Origin of the sequence: Pseudactinotalea suaedae (genome assembly GCF_009733815.1) — a bacterium.
In the GTDB taxonomy this organism is placed as follows: domain Bacteria; phylum Actinomycetota; class Actinomycetes; order Actinomycetales; family Beutenbergiaceae; genus Pseudactinotalea; species Pseudactinotalea suaedae.
On record NZ_WNXY01000004.1, the window covers coordinates 99,606 to 124,425 of the forward strand.

Here is a 24,820-nt window from a genome sequence, read left to right on the forward strand (position 1 = left end):
CCGACGGCGGTGACGGCGCCCGGGAACAAGCCTCGTCCGGGAACGCCGAAGGCCCGCACCCACCGAGGTGGGTCCGGGCCATCGTGTGGAGCCGCCTAAGGGAATCGAACCCTTGACCTATTCATTACGAGTGAATCGCTCTGCCGACTGAGCTAAGGCGGCGCTGCCGGGGTGGACCCGGCGACCGCCTACTGTACCCGGGCGGCGCGGGAGGGTCGAATCAGCAGCTCAGACCATCCTCGGGGACGGTCCCCTCGACGAGGAACGCGTCGACGGCCTCGTCGATGCAGGAGCCGGCGCCGTAGGCCGTGTGACCGTCGCCGTCGTGGCTGAGGAACACGCCGCTCTCGAGCTGGCCGGCCATCGACTCGGCCCAGGCGTGCGGGGTGGCCGGGTCGCGGGTGGTGCCGATCACGAGGATCGGTGCCGCTCCGGCGGCGGTGATCGGCTCCCGCACGGCCGTGGACTGGAACGGCAGCGTCGCGCAGCCGACCTCCCCGTAGCCGAAGTACGGACCGAACACCTCGTTCTCCGCGGCGAGCGCCTCGGCGTTCGCCGTGATCTCAGCACGGTCGAGCGTGACCGGGTAGTCGAGGCAGTCGATGAGCTGGAAGGCGCCCTCGTCCTCGGGGTAGTTGCCGTCGTCGTCGAGGTCGGCGGCGATGTCGGCCATCTGCAGCAGCTGGGTGCCGTCGTCCTCCATCGCGAGGGTGATCGCCTCGGTCAGGGTGGGCCACCAGCCGGGGCTGTACATCGACATGATGATCGCGCTGATCAGCTCGCCGTCGGTGACCGGCCGGTCCGGGTCGCCGCTGTCGATCGGGTTGGCAGCGAACTCCTCGAGCAGCTGCACCGTGCGCTCCCACGCCTCGTCGACCGTGCCCGTGAACGGGCACGCCGCCCCCTCCAGGCAGTCGGCGAGGTAGGACCGGTAGGCGACCTCGAACCCCTCGTTCTGGCCCGCGGTCAGCTCGGCGTAGCTGAGCGCCGGGTCCACGGCGCCGTCGAGCACCAGCCTGCCCACCCGCGAGGGAAAGAGCTCGGCGTAGTGGGCACCGAGGAAGGTGCCGTAGGAGAACCCGAAGTAGGTGAGCGTCTCCTCCCCGAGGGCGCCGCGCAGGATGTCGAGGTCCTTCGCCGCGCTGATGGTGTCGAGGAACTCCATCAGCGGCCCGGTGTTCTCCAGGCAGGCCTCGCCGTAGGCGGTGGCGTCGGCCACGTACTCGTCCCAGCCGGCGTCGGTCTCGAGGTCGTAGAGCTTGGCGTACCACTCGTCGAGCTGCTCGGTGGTGTAGCAGCGCACCCCGTGGGACTCGCCCACGCCGCGGGGGTCGAACCCGACGATGTCGTAGCTCTCGCGCAGCTCGCGGGAGAAGTAGGAGGTGGTCGACTCGACCATCTCCACGCCCGAGCCGCCCGGTCCGCCCGGGTTGATGAACATCGTGCCGACGGCGTCGCCGTCACCGGTGTGGTTGAACCGCTTGACGGCGATCTCGATGGTCTCGCCGGTCGGGTCCGCGTAGTTCATCGGGACCACCACGCTCGCGCAGTCGAAGCCGCCGCCGCACTCGGTCCACTCCACCTCTTGGGCGTAGAACTCCTCGAGCTCGGCAGGCGTGCTGCCGTCCAGGCTCACGCTTCCCGGCTGGATCATGGGCGCGGGCGCAGCGCACCCGACCACCAGTGCCGCCGCGACCGCGAGCACGGCTAGGCCGGCCCCTCTCCTCACACCCACCCGGTCAGTCTAGGGAGATGGGAGCGTGGTTCCCGACGGCGTAGCCCGGGCAGGTCTGTCCGTGATCAGCCCTGGGGGCGGAGGGCGATGAACAGCGACTCGATCGCGAGCAGCGGGGCGACGGTGCCGTACTCGTCGAAACGCGCACGCGTGCGGCCGATCGCCTGCATGCGCCGCAGCGACTGCTCGGGGGTGGAGTCGGCGGCCATCTCGCGGATCCGCTCCTCGACGGCGGTGTTGATGAGGCTGACGTCGCTGCCGACCTGCACCACGAGCACGTCCCGGTAGTAGGACAGCAGGTCCACGAGCGCACGGTCGATCGTGTCGAGCAGGGCGCGGCGGGCCCGGCGCTTCTGGTCGTCCTCGAGCTGCCGCAGCTGCGACCGCAGCGAGGGCGGCAGCTTCTCGCCCTCGGTGACCCCCAGGTTGCGCATCAGCTCGACGCGCTCCTCGGCGTCACGCTCGGCGGTGGCGACCTTGCTCTGCTCGGTCGCCTCCTCCACGAGCTCGCCGGCGGCCAGCACGGCATCGCCGACCCCGCGGATCCGGGACGGGATCGCCAGCACGCGCTGCCGGTAGGCCCGTGCGCCCGGGTTGCGGGCCAGCCTGCCTGCGACGCCGATGTGGCTCTGCGCGGCGCGTGCGCACTCGAGCGCGAGGGCCGGCTCGACGCCGTCGCGCCGGACCAGCAGGTCCGCGACGGCCTGCGGCTCGGGGACCCGCAGGTTGATCTGCCGGCACCGGGACCGGATCGTCGGCAGCATGTCCATCGGGCTCGGGGCGCACAGCAACCACACGGTCCGCGGTGGCGGCTCCTCGATCGCCTTGAGCAGCACGTTAGAGGTGCGTTCGGCGATGCGGTCCGCGTCCTCGATGATGATGACCCGCCAGCGACCCTGCCCCGGCGTGCGGTAGGCGGTCTGGACCAGGGTGCGCGCCTCGTCGATCGTGATGATCAGGCGCTCGGTGACGTGAACGGTGACGTCGGAGTGGGTGCCGTTGAACGCGGTGCGCGCCTCGTGCGAGGTGCCCTCCGGGTCGTCGGGCGCCTGCAGCGCAGCGGCGAACGCGCGTGCGGCGACCGAGCGGCCCGAACCGGGTGGACCGGTGATCAGCCACGCGTGGGTCATGCTCTCCGGGCGCGCGGCCGCGGCGGCCAGCGTGGCCACCACCTCGTCCTGACCGACGACGGCGTCCCACAGCGACGTCATCCGGTCCTCACCAGCAGCCGCTCGACATGGGATCGGACCTGCAGCGCGATCTCCTCGACCGGGGCTGCGGCGTCGAGGACCACGATCCGGTCCGGGTGCGCGGCGGCGCGCTCGAGAAAGGCTGCCCGGGTGCGGGCGTGGAACTGCGACCCTGCTCGCTCGAGCCGGTCGGGGGCACCGGTGAGGCGCGCCGGGAGCTGGGCGGGATCGAGGTCGAGCAGCACCGTCAGCTCGGGGAGCAGACCATCGACGGCCCACAGGTTGAGCTCCTCGACGCGCTCCGCCGTCAGGCCCCTGCCGCCGCCCTGGTAGGCGACCGAGGAGTCGAGGTAGCGGTCGGTGAGCACCACGGCGCCGCGCGCCAGCGCGGGCCGGACGAGGGTGGCGACGTGGTGGGCCCGGTCGGTGGCGTACAGCAGCGCCTCGGTGCGTTCGTCGAGGTCCTCCCCGTGCAGCACGAGCGTGCGGAGCTGGTCACCGAGCGCGGTCCCGCCGGGCTCCCGGGTGGTGACGACCTCGCGGCCCTGCTCACGGAACCACTGCGCGAGGCGGGCGAGCTGGGTGGACTTGCCGGCGCCGTCGCCACCTTCGAAGGAGATGAACAACCCGGCCACGCGCCCACACTAGCCGCCAGGTCGGACACCGGCCCCGGGTGCTCGCTAGGGTGGCGGCGCCGGCCATGTCGACCGGCTCGAGGAGGAGCTCGCATGACCCCTGACCTGGGACCCGACCCCGCCGACGCACCGCCGCTGCGCTGGGGCATCCTCGCCGCAGGCGGCATCGCGCGGAAGTTCGCCGCCGATGTGCCCGCGCACACCGCATCGAGCGTCGTGGCCGTCGGGTCACGCTCCGCCGAGCGGGCGGAGGCGTTCGCCGAGGCGAACGGTGTCGGGCGGGCGCACGGGAGCTATGAGGAGCTCGTCGCGGACCCGGAGGTCGAGGCGGTCTACGTGGCCTCGCCGCACTCCGAGCATCGCGACCACGCGCTGCTCGCGATCGAGGCCGGCAAGCACGTGCTGGTCGAGAAGTCCTTCACGCGCAACGCTGCCGAGGCGCGCGAGGTGCTGGACGCTGCCCGCGAGCGCGGCGTGTTCGCGATGGAGGCGATGTGGAGCCGGTTCCTGCCGCACATGGCGGCGCTGCGCGACGTGATCGGCTCCGGCGCGATCGGTGACGTGGTGACCCTGGTCGCCAGCCACGGGCAGGCGATCGCGCACGTGCCGCGGATGGCGCAGCCCGAGCTCGCCGGTGGTGCGCTGCTCGACCTCGGCATCTACCCGGTCGCGTTCGCCTTCGACATCCTGGGTGAGCCCCGCTCGGTGCACGCCACCGGCCAGCTCACCGAGGCCGGCGTGGACGCCACGCTCGCCATCACCTTCGGCTACGAGGCTGCCGTGGCGCAGCTGTCCACCACCATGCTCGCCCGCACCCACAACGTCGCCGAGATCGCCGGCACCGCCGGCCGGATCACGGCCGAGGCCACGTTCTTCGCGCCGGGGGCGTTCACGGTGCACCCGCACGAGGGTGAGCCGTGGCGCGTGGCTCCCGAGGTCGTGGGCGGCTTCCAGTACCAGGCGGCCGAGGTCGCCCGGCGGGTGCACGCCGGCGAGCTCGAGTCCCCGCTGCGGTCCTGGGCCGAGATCATCGGGACGCAGACGGCGATGGACTCGATCCGCCGTCAGGTCGGGGTGGTCTTTCCCGGCGAGTAGCAGCGGCGCGCCGCCCCCGGGCCGGCTGCTGCTCCGCCCGGCCGCGCGGACTCGCGACGCCCGGCCGGAGGACCACATCGTGGACACCCACGTTTCTCGCCCGTAAAAGTTGACGCTGGCAGCAAATCTCGCCGGCGTGCCCCGCCGCCATCCGTGCGGCCCCCTGCGCTGCGGCGGCTCGCCGAGCCCTGCGCCCGCCGGCACCGAGCGCCTGGCCGCGCCAGCAGGGCGCTGACCTGGGGCAACGGCCGCGTTCGAGGCAACGTCGTGGCGCCGGCAGCCGGGAGTGCCGCGGCTGTCGCACGGCCGGCATCACGCCCTCCGTCCGCGCCACGACGGCGCGTTTCACAGAGGTTTCGCGGCGCCGCCACGGGCCTCGGGGCATTGCCATCGCCGTCGGCGGCTCCCAATACTCGGGACGAGCAGTCCCCCTGGTTCCCAGCGTCGCGAATCGTCGTCACGTATGCGAACCGAGGTGCCGATGTTCATCTTCCTCCTTCAGATCCGGCACATGGTGGGCGGCCACCCCGAGGTCTACATGTTCGCCGTGTACTCGGCGCTGATCTGGTTGGTGTGGGGGATCAAGACGTTGCTGTCGCGTCGCTACCGACCCTTCACCGGGACCTTCACGGGCACCACCAGCGTCGTCGTCCCGGTCGTCGACGAGCCGCTGGACCTGTTCCGTGACGTGCTGCGGCGCATGGTGGACCAGCGCCCCGGCGAGATCATCGTGGTCATCAACGGCGCCCGGAACCCCGGGCTGGAGGAGGTCTGCGAGGAGTTCGCACCGTTGGTGCGCTGGGTCCACACCCCGATCCCCGGCAAGCGCAACGCCGTCAAGGTCGGCACCGTGCTGTCCACCGGCGAGATCACGGTCCTGGTGGACAGCGACACCGTGTGGACCGACGGCACCCTCGTCGAGCTGCTCCGCCCCTTCGCCGAGCCGTCCGTCGGCGGCGTCACGACCCGGCAGCGCATCCTCGAGCCCGAGCGCTCGTGGATCACCCGCTGGGCCGACTGGCTCGAGAACTCGCGCGCGCTCTACGCGATGCCTGCGCAGAGCGTCCTCGGACAGGTGGGGTGTCTGCCGGGTCGCACGATCGCGTTCCGCCGCAGCATCCTCATGCGCGTCATGGACGCCTTCATGACCGAACGGTTCATGGGTGTCTTCCTCGAGGTCAGCGACGACCGCACGCTCACGAACCTCACGCTGAAGGCGGGCTACCGCACCGTCTACCAGCACACCAGCCTCGTCTACACCGACGCACCCCTGCACGTGCCGAAGCTGTTCAAGCAGCAGCTGCGGTGGGCGCGCGGCAGCCAGTACAACACCCTGCGGATGCTGCCGTGGATGCTCGGTCACGCACCCGTGCTGGCGTTCTTCTTCATCATGGACATCCTGCTGCCGTTCCTGCTCGCCGGGGTGATCGGCGGCTGGGTGTACCGCGCCACGGTGGGAGCCGGCTACAACTTCTATGAGGGGATCCTGTCCGAGTACGGGCTGGGCAGCGGTGTCGCGATGGTGCTGGGCCTGATGGTCGTGTCCTCGGTGCTGTCGATGGCGCTGCGGCAGATGCGGCACCTGGCCGAGAAGCCCGGCGACTTCTTCCGGCTACCGATCTTCATCATCGTCTCCACGACGTTCCTGATGCCGATCCGCATCCTCGGCTTCTTCCGGATGGGCCACGCCAGCGGATGGGGGACGCGGTCGGGCGCCTATGCGGGCGGGACCGCCAACGACGAGCTCGTCGACCAGCTGGCCGCCGAGGACGAGCCCGCCGTCAGGAGCGCAGCGGCGGACTCGGACGAACGCCTGCTCGCCGGGCTGGGGTTCGAGGCCGCACCACACACCCAGGGCGCTGTGGCGGTCTCCCCACGCCGTGCTGCTCGCGCCCGCGTCGCCGCTCCCGCACCACGACCCTCCCGGCGACTCAACCCCAAGGCGGCGTGGCCGTATCTCGTCGGCACCGCGCTTCTCACGATCCAGGGAGCCCTCATTGTCTGATCACCTCACGACCTGGTGGACCGACGGCAGCACCAGCCAGGCACGCAAGACGACTATCGCCGCCCTCGTCGTCACGCTCGTGCTGACCGGTGTGAGCGTCCTGGTCTGGACGTCGCCGCAGGCCGCGCTGTCGCGTCAGGTCCTCGGCACGGTGCTCGATGCGATCGACCCCGAGGAGGACCAGGCCGGCGACGCCGAGCTGCTCGCCGACTACGCAGCGCTGCAGCAGGACCTCGAGGACCAGGCAGCGACGGCCACCGCCCTGCAGGACGAGGTCGCCGAGCTCGAGGCGGCGCTGGCCACCGCCAACGACGCGCTCGCCTCCTCCCGGGCGGAGAACTCGAGGCTGTCGACGGAGCTGGGCGGTGGTCCCGGTGCATCCGACCCGCCGACCGGGGACTCCGGCGGGTCAGGTCCTGGCTCCCCCGGTGCCGGCGATCAGGATCCTGGCTCACCTGCGGCACCCCCGAGCTCCGGAACCGAGGAGCCGACGACCCAGCCACCGGAACCGACCCAGCCGCCGGAGCCGACGGAGCCGCCCGAGCCCGTGATCACGGCGCCCCCGCTCGCCGAGCTGGTCGCCCCGGAGCTGCCGCAGTACGGCATGTACACCCAGCAGGCACCGTTCAACTGGGCGACCTACGACGACACCTCCTCACGGGTCGGGGTGCGGCCCAACGTCGTCGGGTACTTCGGCGGGTGGGACAAGGACTTCCGCGCCGACGCCGTCGAGCGGGCCTGGACCCGCGACACCATGCCGATCCTGACCTGGGAGTCCCGCCCCATCGGGGCCGCCAACAACGTGGTCGAGGAGCCCGAGTACTCGCTGCCGCGGATTCTCGCTGGCGACTTCGACGAGTACCTGCACACCTATGCCAGCGACATCGCCGCGCTGGGGCTGCCGCTCGGCATCCGTCTCAACCACGAGATGAACGGCACCTGGTACCCCTGGAGCGAGACGACCGGCTCGGGCGCCCCGATCAACGGCAACAACCCCGGGGACTACGTGCGGGTGTGGCAGCACGTGCACGACATCTTCGAGGCCGAGGGCGCCAACGAGCACGTCGTATGGATCTGGGCACCGAACATCGTCAACAACCTGCCCACCCCGCACCGCACGCCGGAGCACCTGGCCTCGCTGTACCCCGGTGACGACTACGTCGACTGGGTCGGGCTCTCCGGCTACCTGCGCCCGCCCTACCGGCAGGACCAGACCTGGACGTTCGACTACACGTTCGGTCAGAGCCTGGACCAGCTGCGTGACCTCACCGACAAGCCGATCTTCCTGGCCGAGGTCGGCGCGTCGGAGACCGGCGGCCACAAACCCGCCTGGGTCACCTCGTTCTTCGACGCGCTCGCCGAGCCCGAGAACGACGACGTCATCGGGTTCGCCTGGTTCAACCTCGCGATCACCACCTACGTCGAGGGGCAACGCACCACCAACGACTGGCGGATCGACTCCCGCTCCGACACCTTGCAGGCCTTCCGTGACGGTTTGCTCGACCCCGAGCTCGGCTACCAGCTCCAGCCCTACTAGATCCGAGGTCCGACCATGCCGCCACGCAACCTCCGCCGCCTCCGTGCACACCGCCCGCCACCCGCCGCGCACCACCGACCGCACCCAGGAGAGACCATGACCGCAACCAGCAGCACCCCGTCCGCACCTCCCGCCATCAGCGTCATCGGGACCGGATACCTCGGCGCCACCCACGCCGCCGCGATGGCCGAGCTCGGGTTCACCGTGACGGGCGCCGACACCGACCCCGCGAAGGTGGACGCCCTCGCCCGCGGTGACGTGCCGTTCTACGAGCCCGGGCTGCCGGAGCTCCTCCGGCGGCACACCGAGACGGCTCGGCTGAGCTTCACCTCGAGCATCTCCGAGGCCGTGGCCGCCGCGGACGTGCACTTCATCTGCGTGGGCACCCCGCAGCAGCGGGGCAGCAACGCCGCCGACCTGTCCGCCGTCGAGGCCGCGACGCTGGCGGTGGCGCGGGCCATGACCCACGACGGCCTGATCGTCGGCAAGTCCACGGTGCCGATGGGCACCGCCGCTCGACTCCGCACGCTCGCCCAGGCCGCGGCCCCGGACGGCGTCCACGTCGATCTGGTGTGGAACCCCGAGTTCCTCCGCGAGGGCAAGGCGGTCGAGGACACCCTGCACCCGGACCGGATCGTGCTGGGCAGCGTCGCGGGGGCCGACCTCGGACCGCTGCTGGAGATCTACGCGACGCCGCTCGGCGCGGGCACCCCGCTGATCCGGTGCGACCTGCCGACGGCGGAGCTCGTCAAGGTGAGCGCCAACGCCTTCCTCGCCACGAAGATCTCGTTCATCAACGCGATCGCCGAGGTGTGCGAGTCGGCGGGCGCCGATGTCGCCGTGCTCGCCGACGCCCTCGGGCACGACGCCCGCATCGGCCGGCAGTTCCTCGACGCCGGGCTCGGGTTCGGCGGCGGCTGCCTGCCCAAGGACATCCGCGCGCTCGCGCACCGGGCGGGCGAGCTCGGCGCGGGCCGAGCCGCCGCGCTGCTGCAGCAGGTCGACGAGATCAACATGGCCCAGCGGCAGCGGGTCATCGACACGGTGCTGCAGGTGTGCGGCGGCTCCGTGCTCAACCGACGCATCGGCGTGCTCGGTGCCGCGTTCAAGCCGTTGACCGACGACGTCCGCGACTCGCCCGCGCTCAACGTAGCGGCGGCGCTGCACCTGCGTGGCGCTCAGGTCGTGGTGTTCGACCCGCAGGCACGCGCGACCGCACAGCGGCAGTTCCCGACCCTGACGTTCGGGGGCTCGGTCACCGAGGCGGTGACGGATGCCGACGCCGTGCTCGTGCTCACCGAGTGGAACGAGTTCACGTCGATGGACCCGGCCGCGCTGGCCGCGCTGGTGAGCAGCCCCACAGTCGTCGATGCCCGCCACTGCCTCGACGCCGAACGCTGGCGCGCGGCGGGCTGGCAGGTGCACGGGCTCGCGCCCGCCGGGCACGCGCCGGCCCCGCTGCGAGCAGCCGACGCCCTCACGCCCGTCTGACCCCGGCTCCTCACGGTCGGGGGGTGCGGAGCCGACACGGTCAGCTCTTCTTGGTCGTCTTCTTCGTCGTGGTCCGCTTCGCTCCGCGAGCCGGTCGCTTCGCGGGGCCGGCGGCACGCTTCTCCGCGAGGATCTCGTAGGCGCGCTCCTGGGTGAGCGTCTCCAGCGGGTCGTCCTTGCGGAGCGTGGCGTTGGTCGCACCGTCGGTCACGTACGGACCGAACCGGCCGTCCTTGACCACGACGGGCTTGCCCGAGACCGGGTCCTCCCCGAACTCGGCCAGCGGCGGCTTGGCGGTGCCGGCGCCGCGACCGCGCTTGGGCTGGGCGTAGATCTCCAGCGCCTGCTCGAGCGTGATGTCGAACAGCTGCTGCTCGGACTCCAGGCTCCGGGAGTCGGTGCCCTTCTTCAGGTACGGCCCGTACCGCCCGTTCTGCGCGGTGATCTCGACCTGCTTGGCCTCATCACCCTCGCCCTCGGTCACGGTCCCGACGACGCGGGGCAGCGACAGCAGCTTGAGCGCGGTCTCCAGGTCGACGCTCTCGACCGACATGTCCTTGAACAACGACGCCGTGCGCGGCTTGGCCTTGGCGGCCTTGCCCTTGCCCTTCTTCGGCTTCTCGTCCTCGGCGGCCTCGGGCAGCACCTCGGTCACGTAGGGGCCGAAGCGACCGTTCTTGACGACGATCTCGTGCCCGGTGGCCGGGTCGGCGCCGAGCTGGCGGCCGTCGTCGCCGGTGGTGGCGGCCTCGGCCATCAGCTCACGGGCACGCTCGGGGGTCAGCTCGTCAGGGGCCAGGTCCTCGGGCACGCTCGCGCGCGCCGGGGTCTCACCCTCGGGCGCGCCCTCCGGGAGCGGCACCTCCAGGTACGGCCCGTAGCGGCCCACCCGCAGCACGATGCCGTCGCCCAGCGGGATCGAGTTGACCTCGCGGGCGTCGATGTCGCCGGCATCGGCGACCATGTCCTTCAGGCCCTCATCACCCTCACGGCCGAAGTAGAACCCGGTCAGCCACTCGACCCGGTCGCGCTCGCCGTGGGCGATCGAGTCGAGATCGGCCTCCATGCCGGCGGTGAAGTCGTAGTCGACCAGCCGGCCGTAGTTCTCCTCGAGCAGCCGGATCACGGCGAACGCCAGCCAGGTCGGCACCAGCGCCTGGCCGCGCCGGTCCACGTAGCCGCGGTCGGTGATGGTGGAGATCGTGGAGGCGTAGGTGCTCGGTCGCCCGATCCCCCGCTCTTCGAGCGCCTTCACCAGGCTCGCCTCGGTGTAGCGGGGCGGCGGCGAGGTCTCGTGCCCCTCGGCGCTCAGCTCCTCGGCCGTCAGCGGTGCGCCCTCGGCGACGTCGGGCAGCCGGGTCTCGTTGTCCGAGGCCTCGCCGTAACGCTCGACGTCGCGGCCCTCCTCGTACGCGGCCAGGAAGCCGCGGAAGGTGATCACGGTGCCCGAGGCGCCGAACTCGGCGTCGCGCCCGTCCGAGGCCGTCGCAGCCAGCCGGATGGTCGCCGTCGAACCCTTGGCGTCAGCCATCTGCGAGGCGACGGTGCGCTTCCAGATCAGCTCGTAGAGCCTGAACTGGTCACCGGAGAGCTCGCCGGAGACCTGGCCGGGGGTGCGGAACGAGTCGCCCGCGGGCCGGATGGCCTCGTGCGCCTCCTGCGCACCCTTGGCCGCCTTGCCGTACACACGCGGCTTCTCCGGGATGAAATCGGCGCCGTAGAGCTCGGTCGCCTGCCGGCGCGCCGCAGCGATCGCCTGGCTCGACAGCGCCGAGGAGTCGGTCCGCATGTACGTGATGTAGCCGTTCTCGTACAGCCCCTGCGCGGTGCGCATCGTCTGGTTCGAGCTCCAGCGCAGCTTGCGTGAGGCTTCCTGCTGCAGGGTGGAGGTGGTGAACGGCGCCGCCGGACGGCGGGTGTAGGGCTTGGTCTCGACCGACCGCACCGCGAAGGGCGCGCTCTCGAGCGCTGCCACCAGCGCGGTCGCGGCGGGCTCATCGAGCGCGACGGCACCCTTGGCCTTGAGCGTGCCGTCGTCGGCGAAGTCACGGCCCTGGGCGACCTTGACACCGTCGAGGGTCATCAGCCGGGCGGGGAACGCGGGCGAGCCCTCGTGGCTGAACTGGCCGCGCAGGTCCCAGTAGGACGCCTTGCGGAACGCCATCCGCTCCCGCTCCCGGTCCACCACCAGCCGGGTCGCGACCGACTGCACACGCCCGGCCGAGAGGCCCTGGCGGACCTTGCGCCAGAGCACCGGCGAGATCTCGTAGCCGTACAGCCGGTCGAGGATGCGGCGGGTCTCCTGCGCGTCGACGAGGCGGTTGTCGAGCTCACGGGTGCTCTCCAGCGCCCGCTGGATCGCCTCGCGGGTGATCTCGTGGAACACCATGCGCTTGACCGGCACCTTGGGCTTGAGGGTCTCCAGCAGGTGCCAGGCGATCGCCTCGCCCTCGCGGTCCTCATCGGTGGCGAGGTAGAGCTCGTCGGCGTCCTTGAGCAGCTTCTTGAGCTCGGCGACCTTCTTCTTCTTGTCCGGGTAGACGACGTAGTAGGGGTCGAAGCCACCGTCGACGTCGACGGCGAACTTCTTGTACGGCCCCTTCTTCATCTCCGCCGGCAGCTCCGAGGGCTGCGGCAGGTCACGGATGTGGCCGACGCTGGCCTCGACGTCGAAGTCGGACCCCAGGTACCCCGCGATCGTGCGGGCTTTCGCCGGTGACTCGACGATGACGAGCTTGCGTCCTGCCACGCCTGACCTCCTTCGCGGTGCGTTCTGGCGACCGTGTCGTTGTTCTGCCCCGACGGCGGCGCTCCCCTGCCGGATGTCGGGTCCGGTGCGCTCTCGGTGCCGGACTGTACCCGAGCGGCCTGGAACACGTGCCCCGGGGCGCTGGCGAGAGCACTCGCTCGACGGGCGCCGCGGTTCCCCGGCTGACCCGTGCGGGCCTCACTCTACGGACAGCTCAGAGCGGTTGTGACTGCGGCTTCGGGTGGTGGGGGCGCAGGCGGAGCATCATCGCCTGGGTGAAGAAGGCGACGGCGGCGACCCCGGCGGCCGACCCGAGGAACGCGACCTGGTGACCGAGATCGGTCGTGATGGGCGCCCGCACCGCGGTCGCGGCGAGCGCGCCCATGCCGAGTGCGAGGCTGAGCGTGCCGAGCACGGTGAGGATCCCCAGCGGCACCTTGACGAGCGCACGAGGCGGGTTCCCGCCCGACCGTGACTCACCGCCGGAGTGCGCGAGCGCAGCCAGCACCGACTCGGCGAGGAAGTACCACAGGGTCGCGATCAGCATCGCCGCCACGACGTCGGAGGCGCGGTGCCAGGCGCCGATCTCGGTCCCGATCATCGTCGAGATGCCCATCGACGCCGAGAGCAGGGCGCCGAGCACGGCGACCGGTGGGCGCCACCGCACGGGGAGCACCAGCAGCGCGGCGCCGGCGATCGAGGCCGCGACGGTCGCATGACCGGAAGGGAAGGAGTTGTTCGCGATCGAGGACGCGTCCTCGACCGGCCGCACCAGCAGCGACTGCAGCACCTGCGTGGTCAGGTTGGCGCCGACGATCACCACGATGGCGGCGATCGCGATCGACCAGCGCTTCTGCGCCAGGGCCACGAGGGCCGCCGCTGCCACCACGATCACCAGGAACGGCACCGAGACGACGCCGAGCATGAGCGCGGTCAGGTCCGACAGGGACTCGCGGGCGTCCCGCGAGCCGATGCGGGCGGCCTCCTCGACCAGCTGGCCGCGCCTCGTGGTCACGAGCAGCCGCCACGTGATCACGATCAGCAGCAGCGACACGATCGCGGCGAGCACGGGGGCGAGCACCCCCGGCGGCACCACCCGGCGCGGGCGGGGCGGCTGCACCGCCTCACCGGGTTGCTCGATGACCACGTCGCCCTCGTTCACGCCGACACCGTAACGGTTCGAGCCGGTGCTCGCCGCGCAGCCGTGCCCGGCTCATTCGGGCAGTGTGAGCAGGCCGTCGACGAGCAGCTCGCGGATCGCGGGCAGCACGGCGGCGCGGACCTCCCCCACGCCCTCCTCGAGCAGCACCGCGACACCGCCGGTGATCTGGCCGAGGGTGAGCTCGCCGTCGCAGGCCCCGACGACCGCGGCCAGCACCGTGTCGGCCCGGACCACGCGGCCGAGCCCGCCGCCCTGGCGCAGCAGGATCACGCTGGGGTCCGGCTGCCCGGGGATGTGGTGCCGCTCCTCCGTGACGTCGGTGGCCACCACCGGCGCCAGGTCGAGCTCGCAGCCGTCGTCGAGGGATGCGAGCAGGTCGGCGACGCGCAGCGAGGTGGCGATGCCCTGCCCGAGCGCGGGTCCGACCGGCCCGTCGAGCTCCTCCAGCCGGTGCCGGCGGGTGCCGTCGTCGGACAGCGGTCGCCGCAGCACCAGGTACCCGAACCCGATGCCCATGACCTGCCGGCTCGCGAAGTCGGCCATCCACGCCTCGGCGGCCGTCTCCCAGTGGGCGCGGTCGCGCTCGGCGGTGATGCCGCCGTCGCGCAACCAGGTCTCGGCGTAGTGCGCCGGGTCGAGCACCTCGCGCTGGATGACCCAGCCGTCGAGTCCGCTCGCATCGAGCCACTCCCGCACCCGCTCCGTCCATCGCCGCCCGCGCGGGATCTCCCAGTTGCCGAGCATCTGCACCAGCCCGCCCGGCGCCAGGACCGAGCCGACCGAGGTGACCAGGTCGCGCACGAGGTCGTCACCGGAGCGGCCGCCGTCGCGGTAGGTGTAGGTGTCGAGCGCACCGCCGCGTGGCGTGATGACGAACGGCGGGTTGGAGACCACGAGGTCGAACTGCTCGCCGGCCACCGGCTCCAGCATCGACCCCTCCCGCCACTGCGCCGTCATGCCGTTGAGGGCGGCGTTGAAGCGGGCGTACGCCAGCGCCCGGGGCGAGATGTCGGTGCCGGTCACGGTGCCGGCGTGCGCGCTCAGCGCCAGCGCCTGGACGCCGCACCCGGTGCCGAGGTCGAGCGCGCTGCCGACAGGTGTGCGCACCGTGAGCTCGGCCAGGGTGCGGGAGGCACCGCCGAGCCCGAGGACGTGGTCGGGCAGCACCGGGCTCGCGGTCGCCGACGAGTCCTGGTCCGAGGCGAGCCACCAGCCCTGCCCGCCGATGTCGACGGGGCTGAGGTCGAGCACGGCCCTGACGCTCTCACCGTCTCCGGTCACCAGCCCGAGCCGGCGGGCGCCTTCGACGCCGAGGCTCGGCAGCGCGCCCTCGGCGAGCTCGACCGGCACCGGGTCGGCCAGCGTGAACAGCCGGGCCAGCGTGGCGGCCGGGTCCTCGGTCGCGCGCGCGGCGAGCACGGCAGGCAGGCCGTTCTCCCGTTCCAGCGCGGCGACCGCGGTGGCCCCGAGGACCTCGGCCAGGTGGCCGACGTCGTAGTGCGCCGCCTCCAGGTCGGCGCGCAGCCGCTCGAGGAGCCTGTGGTCGGTCACCGGAGGATTCACCCGGTCACCCTAGAAGGCCGCGCGTCGCTCGAGCTCGCCCCTGCCTGGCGAGGTCAGCTGCGTGCGGCCGCGCGAGCGGCTGCCGCGGCGCGCTCGGCCCAGGCCGGCAGGTCGCCGTAGCGCTGTGACGGGATCAGCCGGCCCGCGGCGCAGTCGGCCACGAGGGTGGCGAGCCTGTCGGCCCGGGTCTGCTCGCGCTTGGCGCTCGAGAGCCAGCGGATCACGATCTTCCTGTACGACGGCGTCGCCTCCTCCCAGAACGCGCTCGCCGCCGGGTCGGCGGCCAGGGCGGCGGCCTGCTCGGGGCTGAGCTCGCCGGCGGCGTTCTCGTAGGCGTAGACGCCTGACCGCTCGGGGGTGCGGCGCTCGTACGCCGCGATGCCGGCGGGGCGCATCTTCCCCTCGGCGAGCAGCCGCTCGACGTGCGCGATGTTGACGGCGCTCCAGTTCGACGTCGGCTTGCGCGGTGTCCAACGCTGACGGCGGGAGTCCTCGTCGATGCGCTGGCTGACCGAGTCGATCCACCCGAAGCACAGCGCCTCGGGCACCGCCTCCGCCCACGTCAGCCCGCGGTCGGGCACGTGCTTGGCGCGCAGCCCCATCCACAGCTCGGTGGCGGTCTCGTGGTTGACCTCGAGCCACGCGCGGAACTCGTCGGGACCGGTGAAGAAGACCGCCGGCCGCTCGTCGCTGCCGCCGGCGCGCCCGATCGTCGGGTGCTCGCCGCCGTCGGTCCCCGGGGTAGCTGTGCTCACGCGCACAGTCAAGAGGGCGGCGGCACCCGCGTCAACGTGCCGTGACGGCGCGCCGGGGAGCCCGGACCGGGCGTGGAGGTTCAGGGTCGGACGGTGCGGCGCATGACGGTGTTCCTCAGCCCCTTGGAGCGGACGAACTCGAACCCGGCTTCCTCGTACATCGTGCGTGTCCCGTTGTAGACGAACGAGTTGCTCATCCGCTTCTCACCGATCTCGTGGGGATAGCCCTCGACGACGCCGCCGCCCCGCGCCGCGATCAGGTCGAGCGCGCCGGCCAGGGCCACCTTGGCCAGACCGCCTCGGCGGTGACGCTTGTCGACGAAGATGCAGGTGATGCGGTAGTCGGGCAGCACGTCGAGCTCGGCGAGGTACTGCTTGCTGTGGTGGATGTTCGGCAGCTCGTCCGGCGTGCCGAACGCCGCCCATGCGATCGCCTCGTCGTCGAGCATCACCAGCGCGGCATGAGCGCGCCCTGCCTCGACCAGCTGCTTCTTGAACACGCGGCTGCCTTCGTACCCCGGCCCTCGCTCGGCGCACCCGGGGTGGAAGTAGGTGCACCAGCACCCGCCGAAGATCCCGTTGTGCCGCTCCACCAGGCCGGCGAACGCCTCCCACGAGTCAGCGGTCAGTGGCTGGATGGAGTGCTCGGTCGTCGCCATGCGACGACCCCAGCACGACACCCGGACGATTCGCGTCCGCATCGACACTGGTGCGTACGTCGGCTGCGGTGGACGGTGCTCGCGGTGCTGGTTGGCCACCGCCGCCGCACGCCCCTACGTTGTGCGCATGACGAACGTGCCGACCGCGGCGCCCCAGGACGACGAGCTGGCCCCGGTCCCCCGCCGCGTCGTGCGCGCGTGGAGCCTGTGGGACTTCGGGCAGCAGTCGTTCAACACCGTCATCCTCACGTTCGTCTTCAGCGTGTACGTGACCGGCACCGTCGCCGACAGCGAGCTGCGCGGCACCCAGGTGTTCTCGAACACGCAGGCGTGGGCAGGCCTGGCGATCGCGCTGCTCGCGCCCGCGATGGGGACGTTCGCCGACCGGCTCCGCAACTCCCGCCTGCTGCTGACGATCACCACGGTCGCCACCATCGCGTGCATGGCGGGGCTGTGGTTCGTCAAGCCCGAGGACAGCTACCTGCTGCTGGGCTGCCTGCTGATCGCGGTGGCGTCGGTGTTCTCCGAGCTGGCCGGCGTGTTCTACAACAGCATGCTGCTGCACATCTCGACCCCGAAGACCTACGGCCGCATCTCCGGCACCGCCTGGGGGCTGGGCTACATCGGCGGGGTCATCGCGCTCGTGATCGCCCTGTTCGGGTTCATCCTCAACGGCGGCATGCTCGGCCTGCCCACCGACGAGGCGCTGAACGTGCGCGGTGTCGCGGTGATGTGCGCGATCTGGTTCCTGGTCTTCGGGATGCCGTTGCTGCTGCTCGCCCCGAAGGAGCCGCCCTCGACGCTGACCGGCCGGTTCAACCTGCTCACCGCCTACCGCGACCTGGGCAGACGCATCGTGCAGCTGTGGCGCACGGAGCGGTCGCTGCTGCACTTCTTCCTCGCCTCGGCCGTCTACCGGGACGGGCTCGGCGCCGTCTTCACCTTCGCCGGCGTGCTGGCGGCCAACGCCTACGGCTTCAGCACGACGATGGTCATCATCTTCGGGCTCGCCGCGAACCTGGTGGCGGGCATCGGCACCTGGTTCGCCGGCAGGCTCGACGACAAGCTCGGCCCGCGCCCGGTCATCGTCGGCTCGCTCGCCGTCATCCTCGTCATGGGCGCCGGCATCATCGTCTCGGACGCCGACATCGTGTTCTGGGTCGGCGGTCTGGTGATCGCCTCGTGCGTGGGCCCGATCCAGTCGGCGTCGCGGTCGATGCTCGCGCGGATGACCTCCACCGAGACGGCGAGCGAGAACTTCGGTCTGTACGCCACCGCGGGCCGTGCAGTGAGCTTCCTGGCCCCGGCCGCGTTCGCCTCCTTCGTGGCGATCACCGGTCAGGAGCGGCTCGGCATCATCGGCATCGTCGTGGTGCTGGCGCTCGGCCTCGCGCTGTTCCTCTCCATGCGGTTCACCGAGCAGGCCGAGGAGCGCCGCCGCGCTCAGGACCCGACGCCCGACCGACCCTGACCGCTCTCACTCGGACTCCTCCGGCGGCGGCTCCTCCGCCACCCGGGCGTGCCTGAAGCCGGCGGCGAGCAACGACAAGGCCGTCACCAGGAACAGCACCGCCGCGACCAGCAGCATCGGCCCCAGCCCCACGCGGTCCGCGAGCACCCCTGCCACGGGAGAGACGACCACCACGACCGCGCGGTTGAAGGACCTCATCGTGGTGTTGGTGCGCGCCTGCAGGTCATCGGGCGTGAGCGACTGCCGGTAGGACATCTCGTGGCTGTTGCTGAGCCCCATCGCGAACCCGTGCAGCGCCTGACCCGCCCCGAGTGCGATCGCCGCGGCGAGCGGGTTCGCGGCCAGCAGCAGCGCCGAGGCGATCACCAGCACGCCGGCCACGGAGACGCTGTGCGAGAGGATGATCGCGCCGCCCGTGCCGACCCGGTTCCCGATCCGGCCGCTCGTGCTCGCACCGACGAGCGCACCCACGCCGGCCGCGCCGGCGGCGAGGCCGAAGGCCACGGTCGAGAGCCCGAGCTCGCGGAGCGCGAACGGGGCCAGCACCACGCCGAGCACCGCGTTCGCCGCGAACCACAGGTGGGTCGCCAGGGCCAGCACCCGCAGCCCCGACTCGCGGTAGACCCGCTGCACCCCGACGGCGATGTCCCGCCCGAGCGACCGCAGCGGCTTCTCCCGACGCGGCGGGCGCGGCGGCTCCTCGGTCTTGAGCGTGGCCACCGCGAGCACCGAGGCGGCGTGCCCGAACGCCGAGACCAGGAACGTCAGCGGCGCACCGAGCAGGCGGATCAGCACGCCACCCACCGCCGGTCCGCCGGTCTCGGCGACCGCGGCCGCGCCGTCGAGGCGGGCGTGCGCGGGCTGCAGGTGCTGCCGAGGCACCAGCCTCGTGACGAAGGACTGCGAGGCGGCATCGTTGGCCAGCGAGGCCAGCCCGTAGCAGGCGACCAGCCCGAGCACGAGCGGCAGCGACAGCACCCCGGCCGCCCACGCGGCCGGGATCGCCAGCAGCAGGAGCAGCCGGATCACGTCCGTGACCATCATGACCGGCCGCCGTCGGACACGGTCGACGAGGGCTCCGACCAGGAGCCCGAAGGCCAGGTAGGGCAACCACCGAGCAGAGCTGAGCAGACCGGTCTCGGTCGCTCCGCCGTCGAGATCGAGGACCACCAGGGTCTGCAGCGCGAGACCGGTGATGGCGGCCCCGAAGCCCGTGACCGCCTCGCCGGCCCAGAACCGCCGGAAACCCGGCGGCGGGAAGGTCGCGGACGCGGTGGGCGGTGGCGGCACAACCCCTACCCTGCCGCACCGCGACACCCCCGAACCGCCGGCGGGACGGCCCTACGACGACGAGATCGCACCTGCGGTCCGAGATCGCACCGCCGGGGGTGCGATCTGGAACCGAAGGTGCGATCTCGTGGTGAGGGGTGAGGCGATCAGGCGTCGACGGCGTCGCGCTCGGCCTGCTCCTCGTTCTCGGCGTCGGTCCTGGACGCCCGGATCCGCGAGGAGATGATCGCGGCGGCCGCCACGGCTGCGGCGACCAGGGCGATACCGATGCGGAGCGTGTGGTCGCCCTCGATGCTGACGGCCACGATCGCGGGTGCGATCAGCACCGAGACCAGGTTCATGACCTTGATCAGCGGGTTGATCGCCGGACCGGCGGTGTCCTTGAACGGGTCACCGATCGTGTCACCGATCACCGCGGCCTCGTGGGCGGGTGAGCCCTTGCCGCCGTGATGACCGTCCTCGACGATCTTCTTCGCGTTGTCCCAGGAACCGCCGGAGTTCGCGAGGAACACCGCCATCAGCACACCGCACGCGATCGCACCGGCGAGGAAGCCCGCCAGCGGGCCGACGCCCAGGCCGAAGCCCACGGCGATCGGGGCGAACGCGGCCAGCAGGCCGGGGGTCGCGAGCTCGCGGAGCGAGTCCTTGGTGCAGATGTCGACGACCTTGCCGTACTCCGGGCGGGTCTCGCCGGTCATGATGCCGGGGATCTCGCGGAACTGGCGGCGGACCTCGAGGACGATCGCACCCGCGGCCCGGGTGACGGCGTCGACCGCCAGGCCCGAGAACAGGAACACGACCGAGGCTCCGATGATCACGCCGACCAGGGTCATCGGCGAGATGATCGAGTAGCTGAACAGCGCGGCGACCACGTCGTCGGCGAACTCGCTGGTCGAGCCGAGCGCCGTGATGACCGCATCGGCGTAGGAGCCGAAGAGCGCGGTGGCGGCGAGCACGGCGGTCGCGATCGCGATGCCCTTGGTGATCGCCTTGGTGGTGTTGCCGACAGCGTCGAGGTCGGTGAGGGTCTGAGCGCCCTCCTCGTTGACGTCACCGCTCATCTCGGCGATGCCCTGGGCGTTGTCGCTGACCGGGCCGAAGGTGTCCATCGCGACGATGACACCGACCGTGGTGAGCAGACCGCAGCCCGCGAGCGCGATGAGGAACAGCGACAGCCATAGGTTGCCGGAGGCGAGCAGGAACAGGCCGCACAGGGCGGCGCTGATGACGCCGGCGGTGTACACGGCCGAGTGGAACCCGACGCCGATGCCGGACAGCACCACGGTGGCGGCACCGGTCCGGGTGGAGGCGGCCACCTGGATGGTGGGGCGCTTGTTGGTGTCGGTGAAGTAGCCGGTCAGCCAGAGGATGACTCCCGCCAGGACCACGCCGATCAGCACCGCGACGGCGGCGACGAGGCGAGGATCCCCGGTGAGACCGGAGAGGTCGACGATCTCGCTGCCGGGGGTGAGCGAGCTGAACGCGCTCGGCAGGTAGACGAAGGCGGCGACGCCGGCGAGCACCGCACCGACGATCGCGGAGATGTAGAAGCCGCGGTTGATCGCCGTCAGGCCCGACTCGTCACCACGGACGCGCGTGATGACCACGCCGAGCACGGCGACCAGCGCACCGATCGCCGTGACGATCAGCGGGAAGATCAGGCCCTGCTCGCCCATGGTCGCCTTGCCCAGGATGAGCGCTGCGACCAGGGTGACGGCGTAGGACTCGAAGAGGTCGGCGGCCATGCCGGCGCAGTCGCCGACGTTGTCTCCGACGTTGTCGGCGATCGTGGCGGCGTTGCGCGGGTCGTCCTCGGGGATGTGCTGCTCGACCTTGCCCACCAGGTCGGCGCCGACATCGGCGGCCTTGGTGAAGATGCCGCCGCCCACGCGCATGAACATCGCGAGCAGCGCCGCACCGAACCCGAAGCCCTCGAGCACGGCGGGCGCCTCGATGCCGAAGAGGAGCACCACGGCGGCGGCACCGAGCAGGCCGAGGCCGACCACGCCCATGCCGACCACGCCACCGGTGCGGAACGCGATCCGCGCCCCCTCGACCCGGCCGTTCGGGTGCATCGCGGCCGCGGCGACCCGCAGGTTCGCGCGCGTGGCGAGCCACATGCCGAGGTAGCCGATCGCGGCGGAGAACGCGGCCCCGAACAAGAAGGCGACCGAACGGCCGACCTTGATCCCGGTGTCGCCCGGCAGCAGGAACAGCAGGCCGAAGACCAGCACCGCGAAGATCGCGAGGGTCTTGAACTGGCGCGTGAGGAACGCAGACGCGCCCTCCTGGATCGCGCCGGCGATCTCCTGCATCTTGGGTGTGCCGTCGGGCGCAGCGAGGACCTGGCGCCGCAGCACGGCGGAGATCACCAGGGAGGCGATCGCCACCACGCCGATGATCGCGACAATGACAAGACTGCTCGTACCGAGCGAGGGCATCCGTCCTCCATGACGTGGTGCGTACCGGTGGCTGTCGGGGTCATCATCGGGAACGTCCCCCAGCGCCTGAGGCGGCAGTCTAGGCCAGCCCGGAGGTTGCATCGAACACAGGCCCGGGCGCGCCCGGGAACGGCCTCGACGTGCCGCCGGATGGTGTTGGCTACCGTGGCCCGCGTGAGGCAGACGTGGGGGTGCCGGTGCTGATCGCGGGCGCCGTCGGTGCGGCCGTGTTCCTGCTCGTCTCGACGCTCGAGGGACTTGCGCGCCCGGGTTACAGCCTGGTGCGCCACCCCGTGAGTGCACTCGCCCTCGGCAGCCGCGGCTGGGTGCAGACGGTGAGCTTCCTGGTGTGCGGTGCGCTGGTCGCCCTGGGAGGTGCGGGGCTGTGGGCGACGTCGTGGCTGCTGGCCGTGGGTGTGGTGGTGCTCGGCATCGGGCTCGTCGCCTCCGGCGTGTACCCGATGGACCCGGGGCGGGGTTACCCGCCCGGTACCCCCGACGGCGACCCGCCGTCGTTCTCCCGGCGTCACCAGCGCCACGACCAGGCCGGCGCCGTCGTGTTCCTCCTGCTGCCCGTGCTCCCGCTCCTCGCTGCCGCGACGCCGGAGCTGCCGACCGCGCTGCGATGGGTCTCGGGGGTGCTGGCGGTCGTCATCGGGATCGGCGTCGCCGCCTTCGTCCGGGCCTGGGAGGCGGGCTCGCCGCGAGCGGGGATCACGCAGCGGCTCACGCTGACCGGTGCGCTCGGCTGGCTCGCGTGGCTGCTGCTGGTCGTCGCCGCTCAGCCCGGCTGACGCGGGGACGTTCGAGGAGAAGCTGACCCTGTCAGCGGCTCCGTGTGCGCGGTGGCAGCCGGTGCAGCCGGACGTCCTCCACGCGGCCCGCGAGGAGGGTCGCCGTCATGAACGTGCAGTGCGGCTGCCGCCGCCGGTCGGTCGGCGAGCCGGGGTTGAGGAGCCGCAGCCCGTCCGCCTCGGTGTCCCACGGGATGTGGCTGTGGCCGAACACGAGCAGGTCGAGCTCGGGGTACGCCGCCCGCATCCGCGCCTGCCTGCCGGTGCTCGCGCCCGTCTCGTGGACCACCCCGATCCGCACGCCCGCGACCGTCGCGACAGCCAGCTCGGGCAACCGCGCCCGCAGCTCGGGACCGTCGTTGTTCCCCCAGCACGCGAGCAGCCGACGTGACCGGTCGACCAGCTCGTCCAGCAGCCCGGCGGTGACCCAGTCGCCGGCATGGATCACCAGGTCGGCGGACTCGACCCGGTCCCACACCTGGGCGGGCAGCACACGGGCCCGGGCCGGCACGTGGGTGTCGGCCAGCAGGAGGACCCGGACCGGACCCTCCGTCTGCGCCGGCTCGGCGCTCTGGCGGCTCGGCTCGGGCTGGACCTCGCCCCCGGTGGTGCGCACCCGAAGACGATACCGACGGCGGGCTGGCGGTGGTGGGCTGTGGGGTGCGACGGGAGATCCCGCCGTCGAAGTATCGGATGGCCCGCAGGGCGGCTGCACCCCTACCCTCGCCAGCATGCCGACGATCACCGACTCGCTCGACCGTGCTGCCCACGAGAACAGGTTCACGGGGGTCGTCGCCGTCCTCGGCGGGTCCGACGAGCTCGTCCTGCCCTACGGGCTGGCGAACCGGAGCACCGGCACCCCCGTCACCCGTGACACGCGGTTCGCCGTCGCGTCCGGCTCGAAGGGCATGACGGCGCTCGTGATCGCCTCGCTGGTCGAGGAGGGCGCCGTCGGCTTCGACACGCTCGCGCGCGAGCTCCTCGGCGAGGACCTGCCGCTGATCGACGACGCCGTCACCATCCGCCACCTGCTGACCCACACCTCGGGCATCGGTGACTACCTCGACGAGGAGGAGCTCGACACCGCCGACTACGTGCTGAGCCGCCCGGTCCAGGAGTACCTGACGACGTCGGCCTTCCTGCCCGATCTGGCCGGGCACCCTCAGGCGTTCCCACCCGGTGAGCGGTTCGCGTACTGCAACGGCGGATTCCTGGTGCTCGCGCTGCTCGCCGAGCGCGCCTCCGGCAGCATGTACCACGAGCTCGTCCGCACCCGGGTGCTGGAACCGGCAGGCATGGTGGCGTCCGGGTTCTTCCGCTCCGACCGACTCCCCCCGGACACGGCGCTCGGCTACCTCAGCGAGGACGAGGACGCGATCAGCAACGTCTTCCACCTGCCGATCCTCGGCAACGGTGACGGCGGTCTCTACACGACCGTGGCCGACATGCACCGGTTCTGGACGGCGCTGCTGGCCGGCTCGATCGTGACCGCAGGGACGGTCGAGGAGATGATCCGCACCCAGGTCGAGGTCCCCGACGGACCCAGCGACTACGGCCTCGGCTTCTGGCTGCGGCCCAGCGCAGAGGGCGACATCGACCCCCAGCTCGTCGGCGAGGACGCCGGGGTGTCCTTCCTCAGCCGCCACGACCGCAGCGAGGGCGTCACCCGCACCGTGCTGAGCGGCACCACGGAAGGTGCCTGGGAGATGTGGGACACGCTGCTCTGAGCCTGCTCAGCGGCGGCTCAGAACGCCATGCCGCCGCCCTGGTGGAAGAGCAGCGCGTGGCGGCAGCGGTTGCACACCCGGATCGTGAAGATGTGACTGCCCATCCCCCACCGGGTCTGCATGCGGCCCTCCTCCTCGCTGAAGGAGACCCCCGAGCACGCGGGGCACGTCAGCGCAGGGACGGGGTCCGGCTGGCCGAGCACAGGCTCCTGCCGATCCGGCTCGGGTGATCCCCAGGGCGGCACGTCGTGCGTCATGGCGCCATCCTGCCAACGCGGCGTCGCACGCGCGAGGTCACGCTGCCGTGTCCGCGGGTAGTTCTCCCCGCGCCGATGTCGGCGCGTCGGATTAGTGTGCCGAAGGTCTCATGAGCCACGGGATGGTGGCACAGATCGCGGTCGTCGCTGGGGGGCACGGTCGCGTCGGTCGAGCCTGGGACGCCGCGCCGGGGGCGGTCGCGAACGTTGCGACCGCCCCCGGCCGCTGGCCCGCGGTGCGCTCGTGTCGGTGACGGCGCGCAC

19 protein-coding genes and 1 tRNA gene are annotated in these 24,820 nt (G+C 71.9%); 7 read left to right on the plus strand and 13 right to left on the minus strand.

Annotation, left to right across the window (positions count from 1 at the left end; all coding sequences use genetic code 11):
* Positions 1-86: 86 nt before the first annotated feature.
* The 4 genes from GPA04_RS08290 to tmk form a co-directional block, all read right to left on the minus strand.
* A tRNA-Thr gene (locus GPA04_RS08290) sits at positions 87-162 on the minus strand.
* A 58-nt stretch (positions 163-220) separates the two neighbouring features.
* Entirely contained in the window at positions 221-1,735 is a 1,515-nt protein-coding gene (locus GPA04_RS08295; protein WP_156223624.1) for an alpha/beta hydrolase, read from the minus strand.
* 65 nt (positions 1,736-1,800) lie between these two features.
* The gene (locus GPA04_RS08300; protein ID WP_156223625.1) at positions 1,801-2,946 is read right to left on the minus strand and encodes a DNA polymerase III subunit delta'; all 1,146 of its coding nucleotides are present in this window, start codon (positions 2,944-2,946) and stop codon (positions 1,801-1,803) included.
* Positions 2,943-3,560 carry a dTMP kinase gene (gene tmk, locus GPA04_RS08305; RefSeq protein WP_156223626.1) on the minus strand — a complete coding sequence of 206 codons (618 nt, stop codon included), beginning with the start codon at positions 3,558-3,560 and terminating at the stop codon, positions 2,943-2,945. The genes GPA04_RS08300 and tmk overlap by 4 nt, the downstream gene beginning before the upstream one ends.
* 93 nt (positions 3,561-3,653) lie before the next feature.
* Between tmk and GPA04_RS08310 the strand changes: the two genes are divergently transcribed.
* The 4 genes from GPA04_RS08310 to GPA04_RS08325 all read left to right on the plus strand — a co-directional run bounded on the left by GPA04_RS08310 (position 3,654) and on the right by GPA04_RS08325 (position 9,688).
* Entirely contained in the window at positions 3,654-4,655 is a 1,002-nt protein-coding gene (locus tag GPA04_RS08310) for a Gfo/Idh/MocA family protein (protein ID WP_156223627.1), read from the plus strand.
* A gap of 481 nt (positions 4,656-5,136) precedes the next feature.
* On the plus strand, positions 5,137-6,660 hold the full coding sequence (locus GPA04_RS08315) for a glycosyltransferase family 2 protein (protein WP_156223895.1): 1,524 nt from the start codon (positions 5,137-5,139) through the stop codon (positions 6,658-6,660).
* On the plus strand, positions 6,653-8,197 hold the full coding sequence (locus GPA04_RS08320) for a glycoside hydrolase family 26 protein (protein ID WP_156223628.1): 1,545 nt from the start codon (positions 6,653-6,655) through the stop codon (positions 8,195-8,197). Before GPA04_RS08315 ends, GPA04_RS08320 begins: the two co-directional genes overlap by 8 nt.
* A 96-nt stretch (positions 8,198-8,293) precedes the next feature.
* On the plus strand, positions 8,294-9,688 hold the full coding sequence (locus GPA04_RS08325; protein WP_156223629.1) for a UDP-glucose dehydrogenase family protein: 1,395 nt from the start codon (positions 8,294-8,296) through the stop codon (positions 9,686-9,688).
* 40 nt (positions 9,689-9,728) lie between these two features.
* Here GPA04_RS08325 and topA read toward each other — a convergent pair whose 3' ends face one another.
* The 5 genes from topA to GPA04_RS08350 all read right to left on the minus strand — a co-directional run bounded on the left by topA (position 9,729) and on the right by GPA04_RS08350 (position 16,576).
* On the minus strand, positions 9,729-12,437 hold the full coding sequence (gene topA, locus GPA04_RS08330; protein ID WP_156223630.1) for a type I DNA topoisomerase: 2,709 nt from the start codon (positions 12,435-12,437) through the stop codon (positions 9,729-9,731).
* Positions 12,438-12,651: 214 nt separating this feature from the next.
* Positions 12,652-13,599: a phosphatase PAP2 family protein gene (locus GPA04_RS08335; RefSeq protein WP_156223631.1), complete on the minus strand. Its 948-nt coding sequence runs from the start codon at positions 13,597-13,599 to the stop codon at positions 12,652-12,654.
* A gap of 51 nt (positions 13,600-13,650) precedes the next feature.
* Positions 13,651-15,150 carry a DUF7059 domain-containing protein gene (locus tag GPA04_RS08340; protein ID WP_241680672.1) on the minus strand — a complete coding sequence of 500 codons (1,500 nt, stop codon included), beginning with the start codon at positions 15,148-15,150 and terminating at the stop codon, positions 13,651-13,653.
* A gap of 65 nt (positions 15,151-15,215) precedes the next feature.
* A complete protein-coding gene (locus GPA04_RS08345; RefSeq protein WP_241680673.1) occupies positions 15,216-15,917 on the minus strand; it encodes a YdeI/OmpD-associated family protein in 702 nt (233 codons plus the stop codon).
* Positions 15,918-15,997: 80 nt separating this feature from the next.
* Positions 15,998-16,576, minus strand: coding sequence for a GNAT family N-acetyltransferase (locus tag GPA04_RS08350; RefSeq protein WP_156223633.1), 579 nt, complete (start codon positions 16,574-16,576; stop codon positions 15,998-16,000).
* Positions 16,577-16,703: 127 nt separating this feature from the next.
* Here GPA04_RS08350 and GPA04_RS08355 point away from each other — a divergent pair, with 127 nt between their 5' ends.
* Complete coding sequence (locus GPA04_RS08355; protein WP_156223634.1) at positions 16,704-18,047, plus strand: MFS transporter; 1,344 nt, start codon at positions 16,704-16,706, stop codon at positions 18,045-18,047.
* Between the two features lie 6 nt (positions 18,048-18,053).
* On the opposite strand, the gene GPA04_RS08360 is transcribed toward GPA04_RS08355, so the two are convergent.
* Both GPA04_RS08360 and GPA04_RS08365 read right to left on the minus strand, forming a co-directional pair.
* Positions 18,054-19,337, minus strand: a complete 1,284-nt coding sequence (locus GPA04_RS08360; RefSeq protein WP_156223635.1) for an MFS transporter — start codon at positions 19,335-19,337, stop codon at positions 18,054-18,056.
* A gap of 146 nt (positions 19,338-19,483) precedes the next feature.
* Positions 19,484-21,778: a sodium-translocating pyrophosphatase gene (locus tag GPA04_RS08365; protein WP_156223636.1), complete on the minus strand. Its 2,295-nt coding sequence runs from the start codon at positions 21,776-21,778 to the stop codon at positions 19,484-19,486.
* Between the two features lie 191 nt (positions 21,779-21,969).
* Here GPA04_RS08365 and GPA04_RS08370 point away from each other — a divergent pair, with 191 nt between their 5' ends.
* On the plus strand, positions 21,970-22,572 hold the full coding sequence (locus GPA04_RS08370) for a DUF998 domain-containing protein (RefSeq protein ID WP_156223637.1): 603 nt from the start codon (positions 21,970-21,972) through the stop codon (positions 22,570-22,572).
* 31 nt (positions 22,573-22,603) lie between these two features.
* Here GPA04_RS08370 and GPA04_RS08375 read toward each other — a convergent pair whose 3' ends face one another.
* A complete protein-coding gene (locus GPA04_RS08375) occupies positions 22,604-23,101 on the minus strand; it encodes a metallophosphoesterase family protein (protein ID WP_241680707.1) in 498 nt (165 codons plus the stop codon).
* Positions 23,102-23,303: 202 nt separating this feature from the next.
* On the opposite strand from GPA04_RS08375, the gene GPA04_RS08380 reads away from it, so the two are divergent.
* Positions 23,304-24,299, plus strand: coding sequence for a serine hydrolase domain-containing protein (locus tag GPA04_RS08380; protein ID WP_156223639.1), 996 nt, complete (start codon positions 23,304-23,306; stop codon positions 24,297-24,299).
* A 17-nt stretch (positions 24,300-24,316) separates the two neighbouring features.
* On the opposite strand, the gene GPA04_RS08385 is transcribed toward GPA04_RS08380, so the two are convergent.
* The gene (locus GPA04_RS08385) at positions 24,317-24,556 is read right to left on the minus strand and encodes a hypothetical protein (RefSeq protein WP_156223640.1); all 240 of its coding nucleotides are present in this window, start codon (positions 24,554-24,556) and stop codon (positions 24,317-24,319) included.
* Positions 24,557-24,820: the final 264 nt, after the last annotated feature.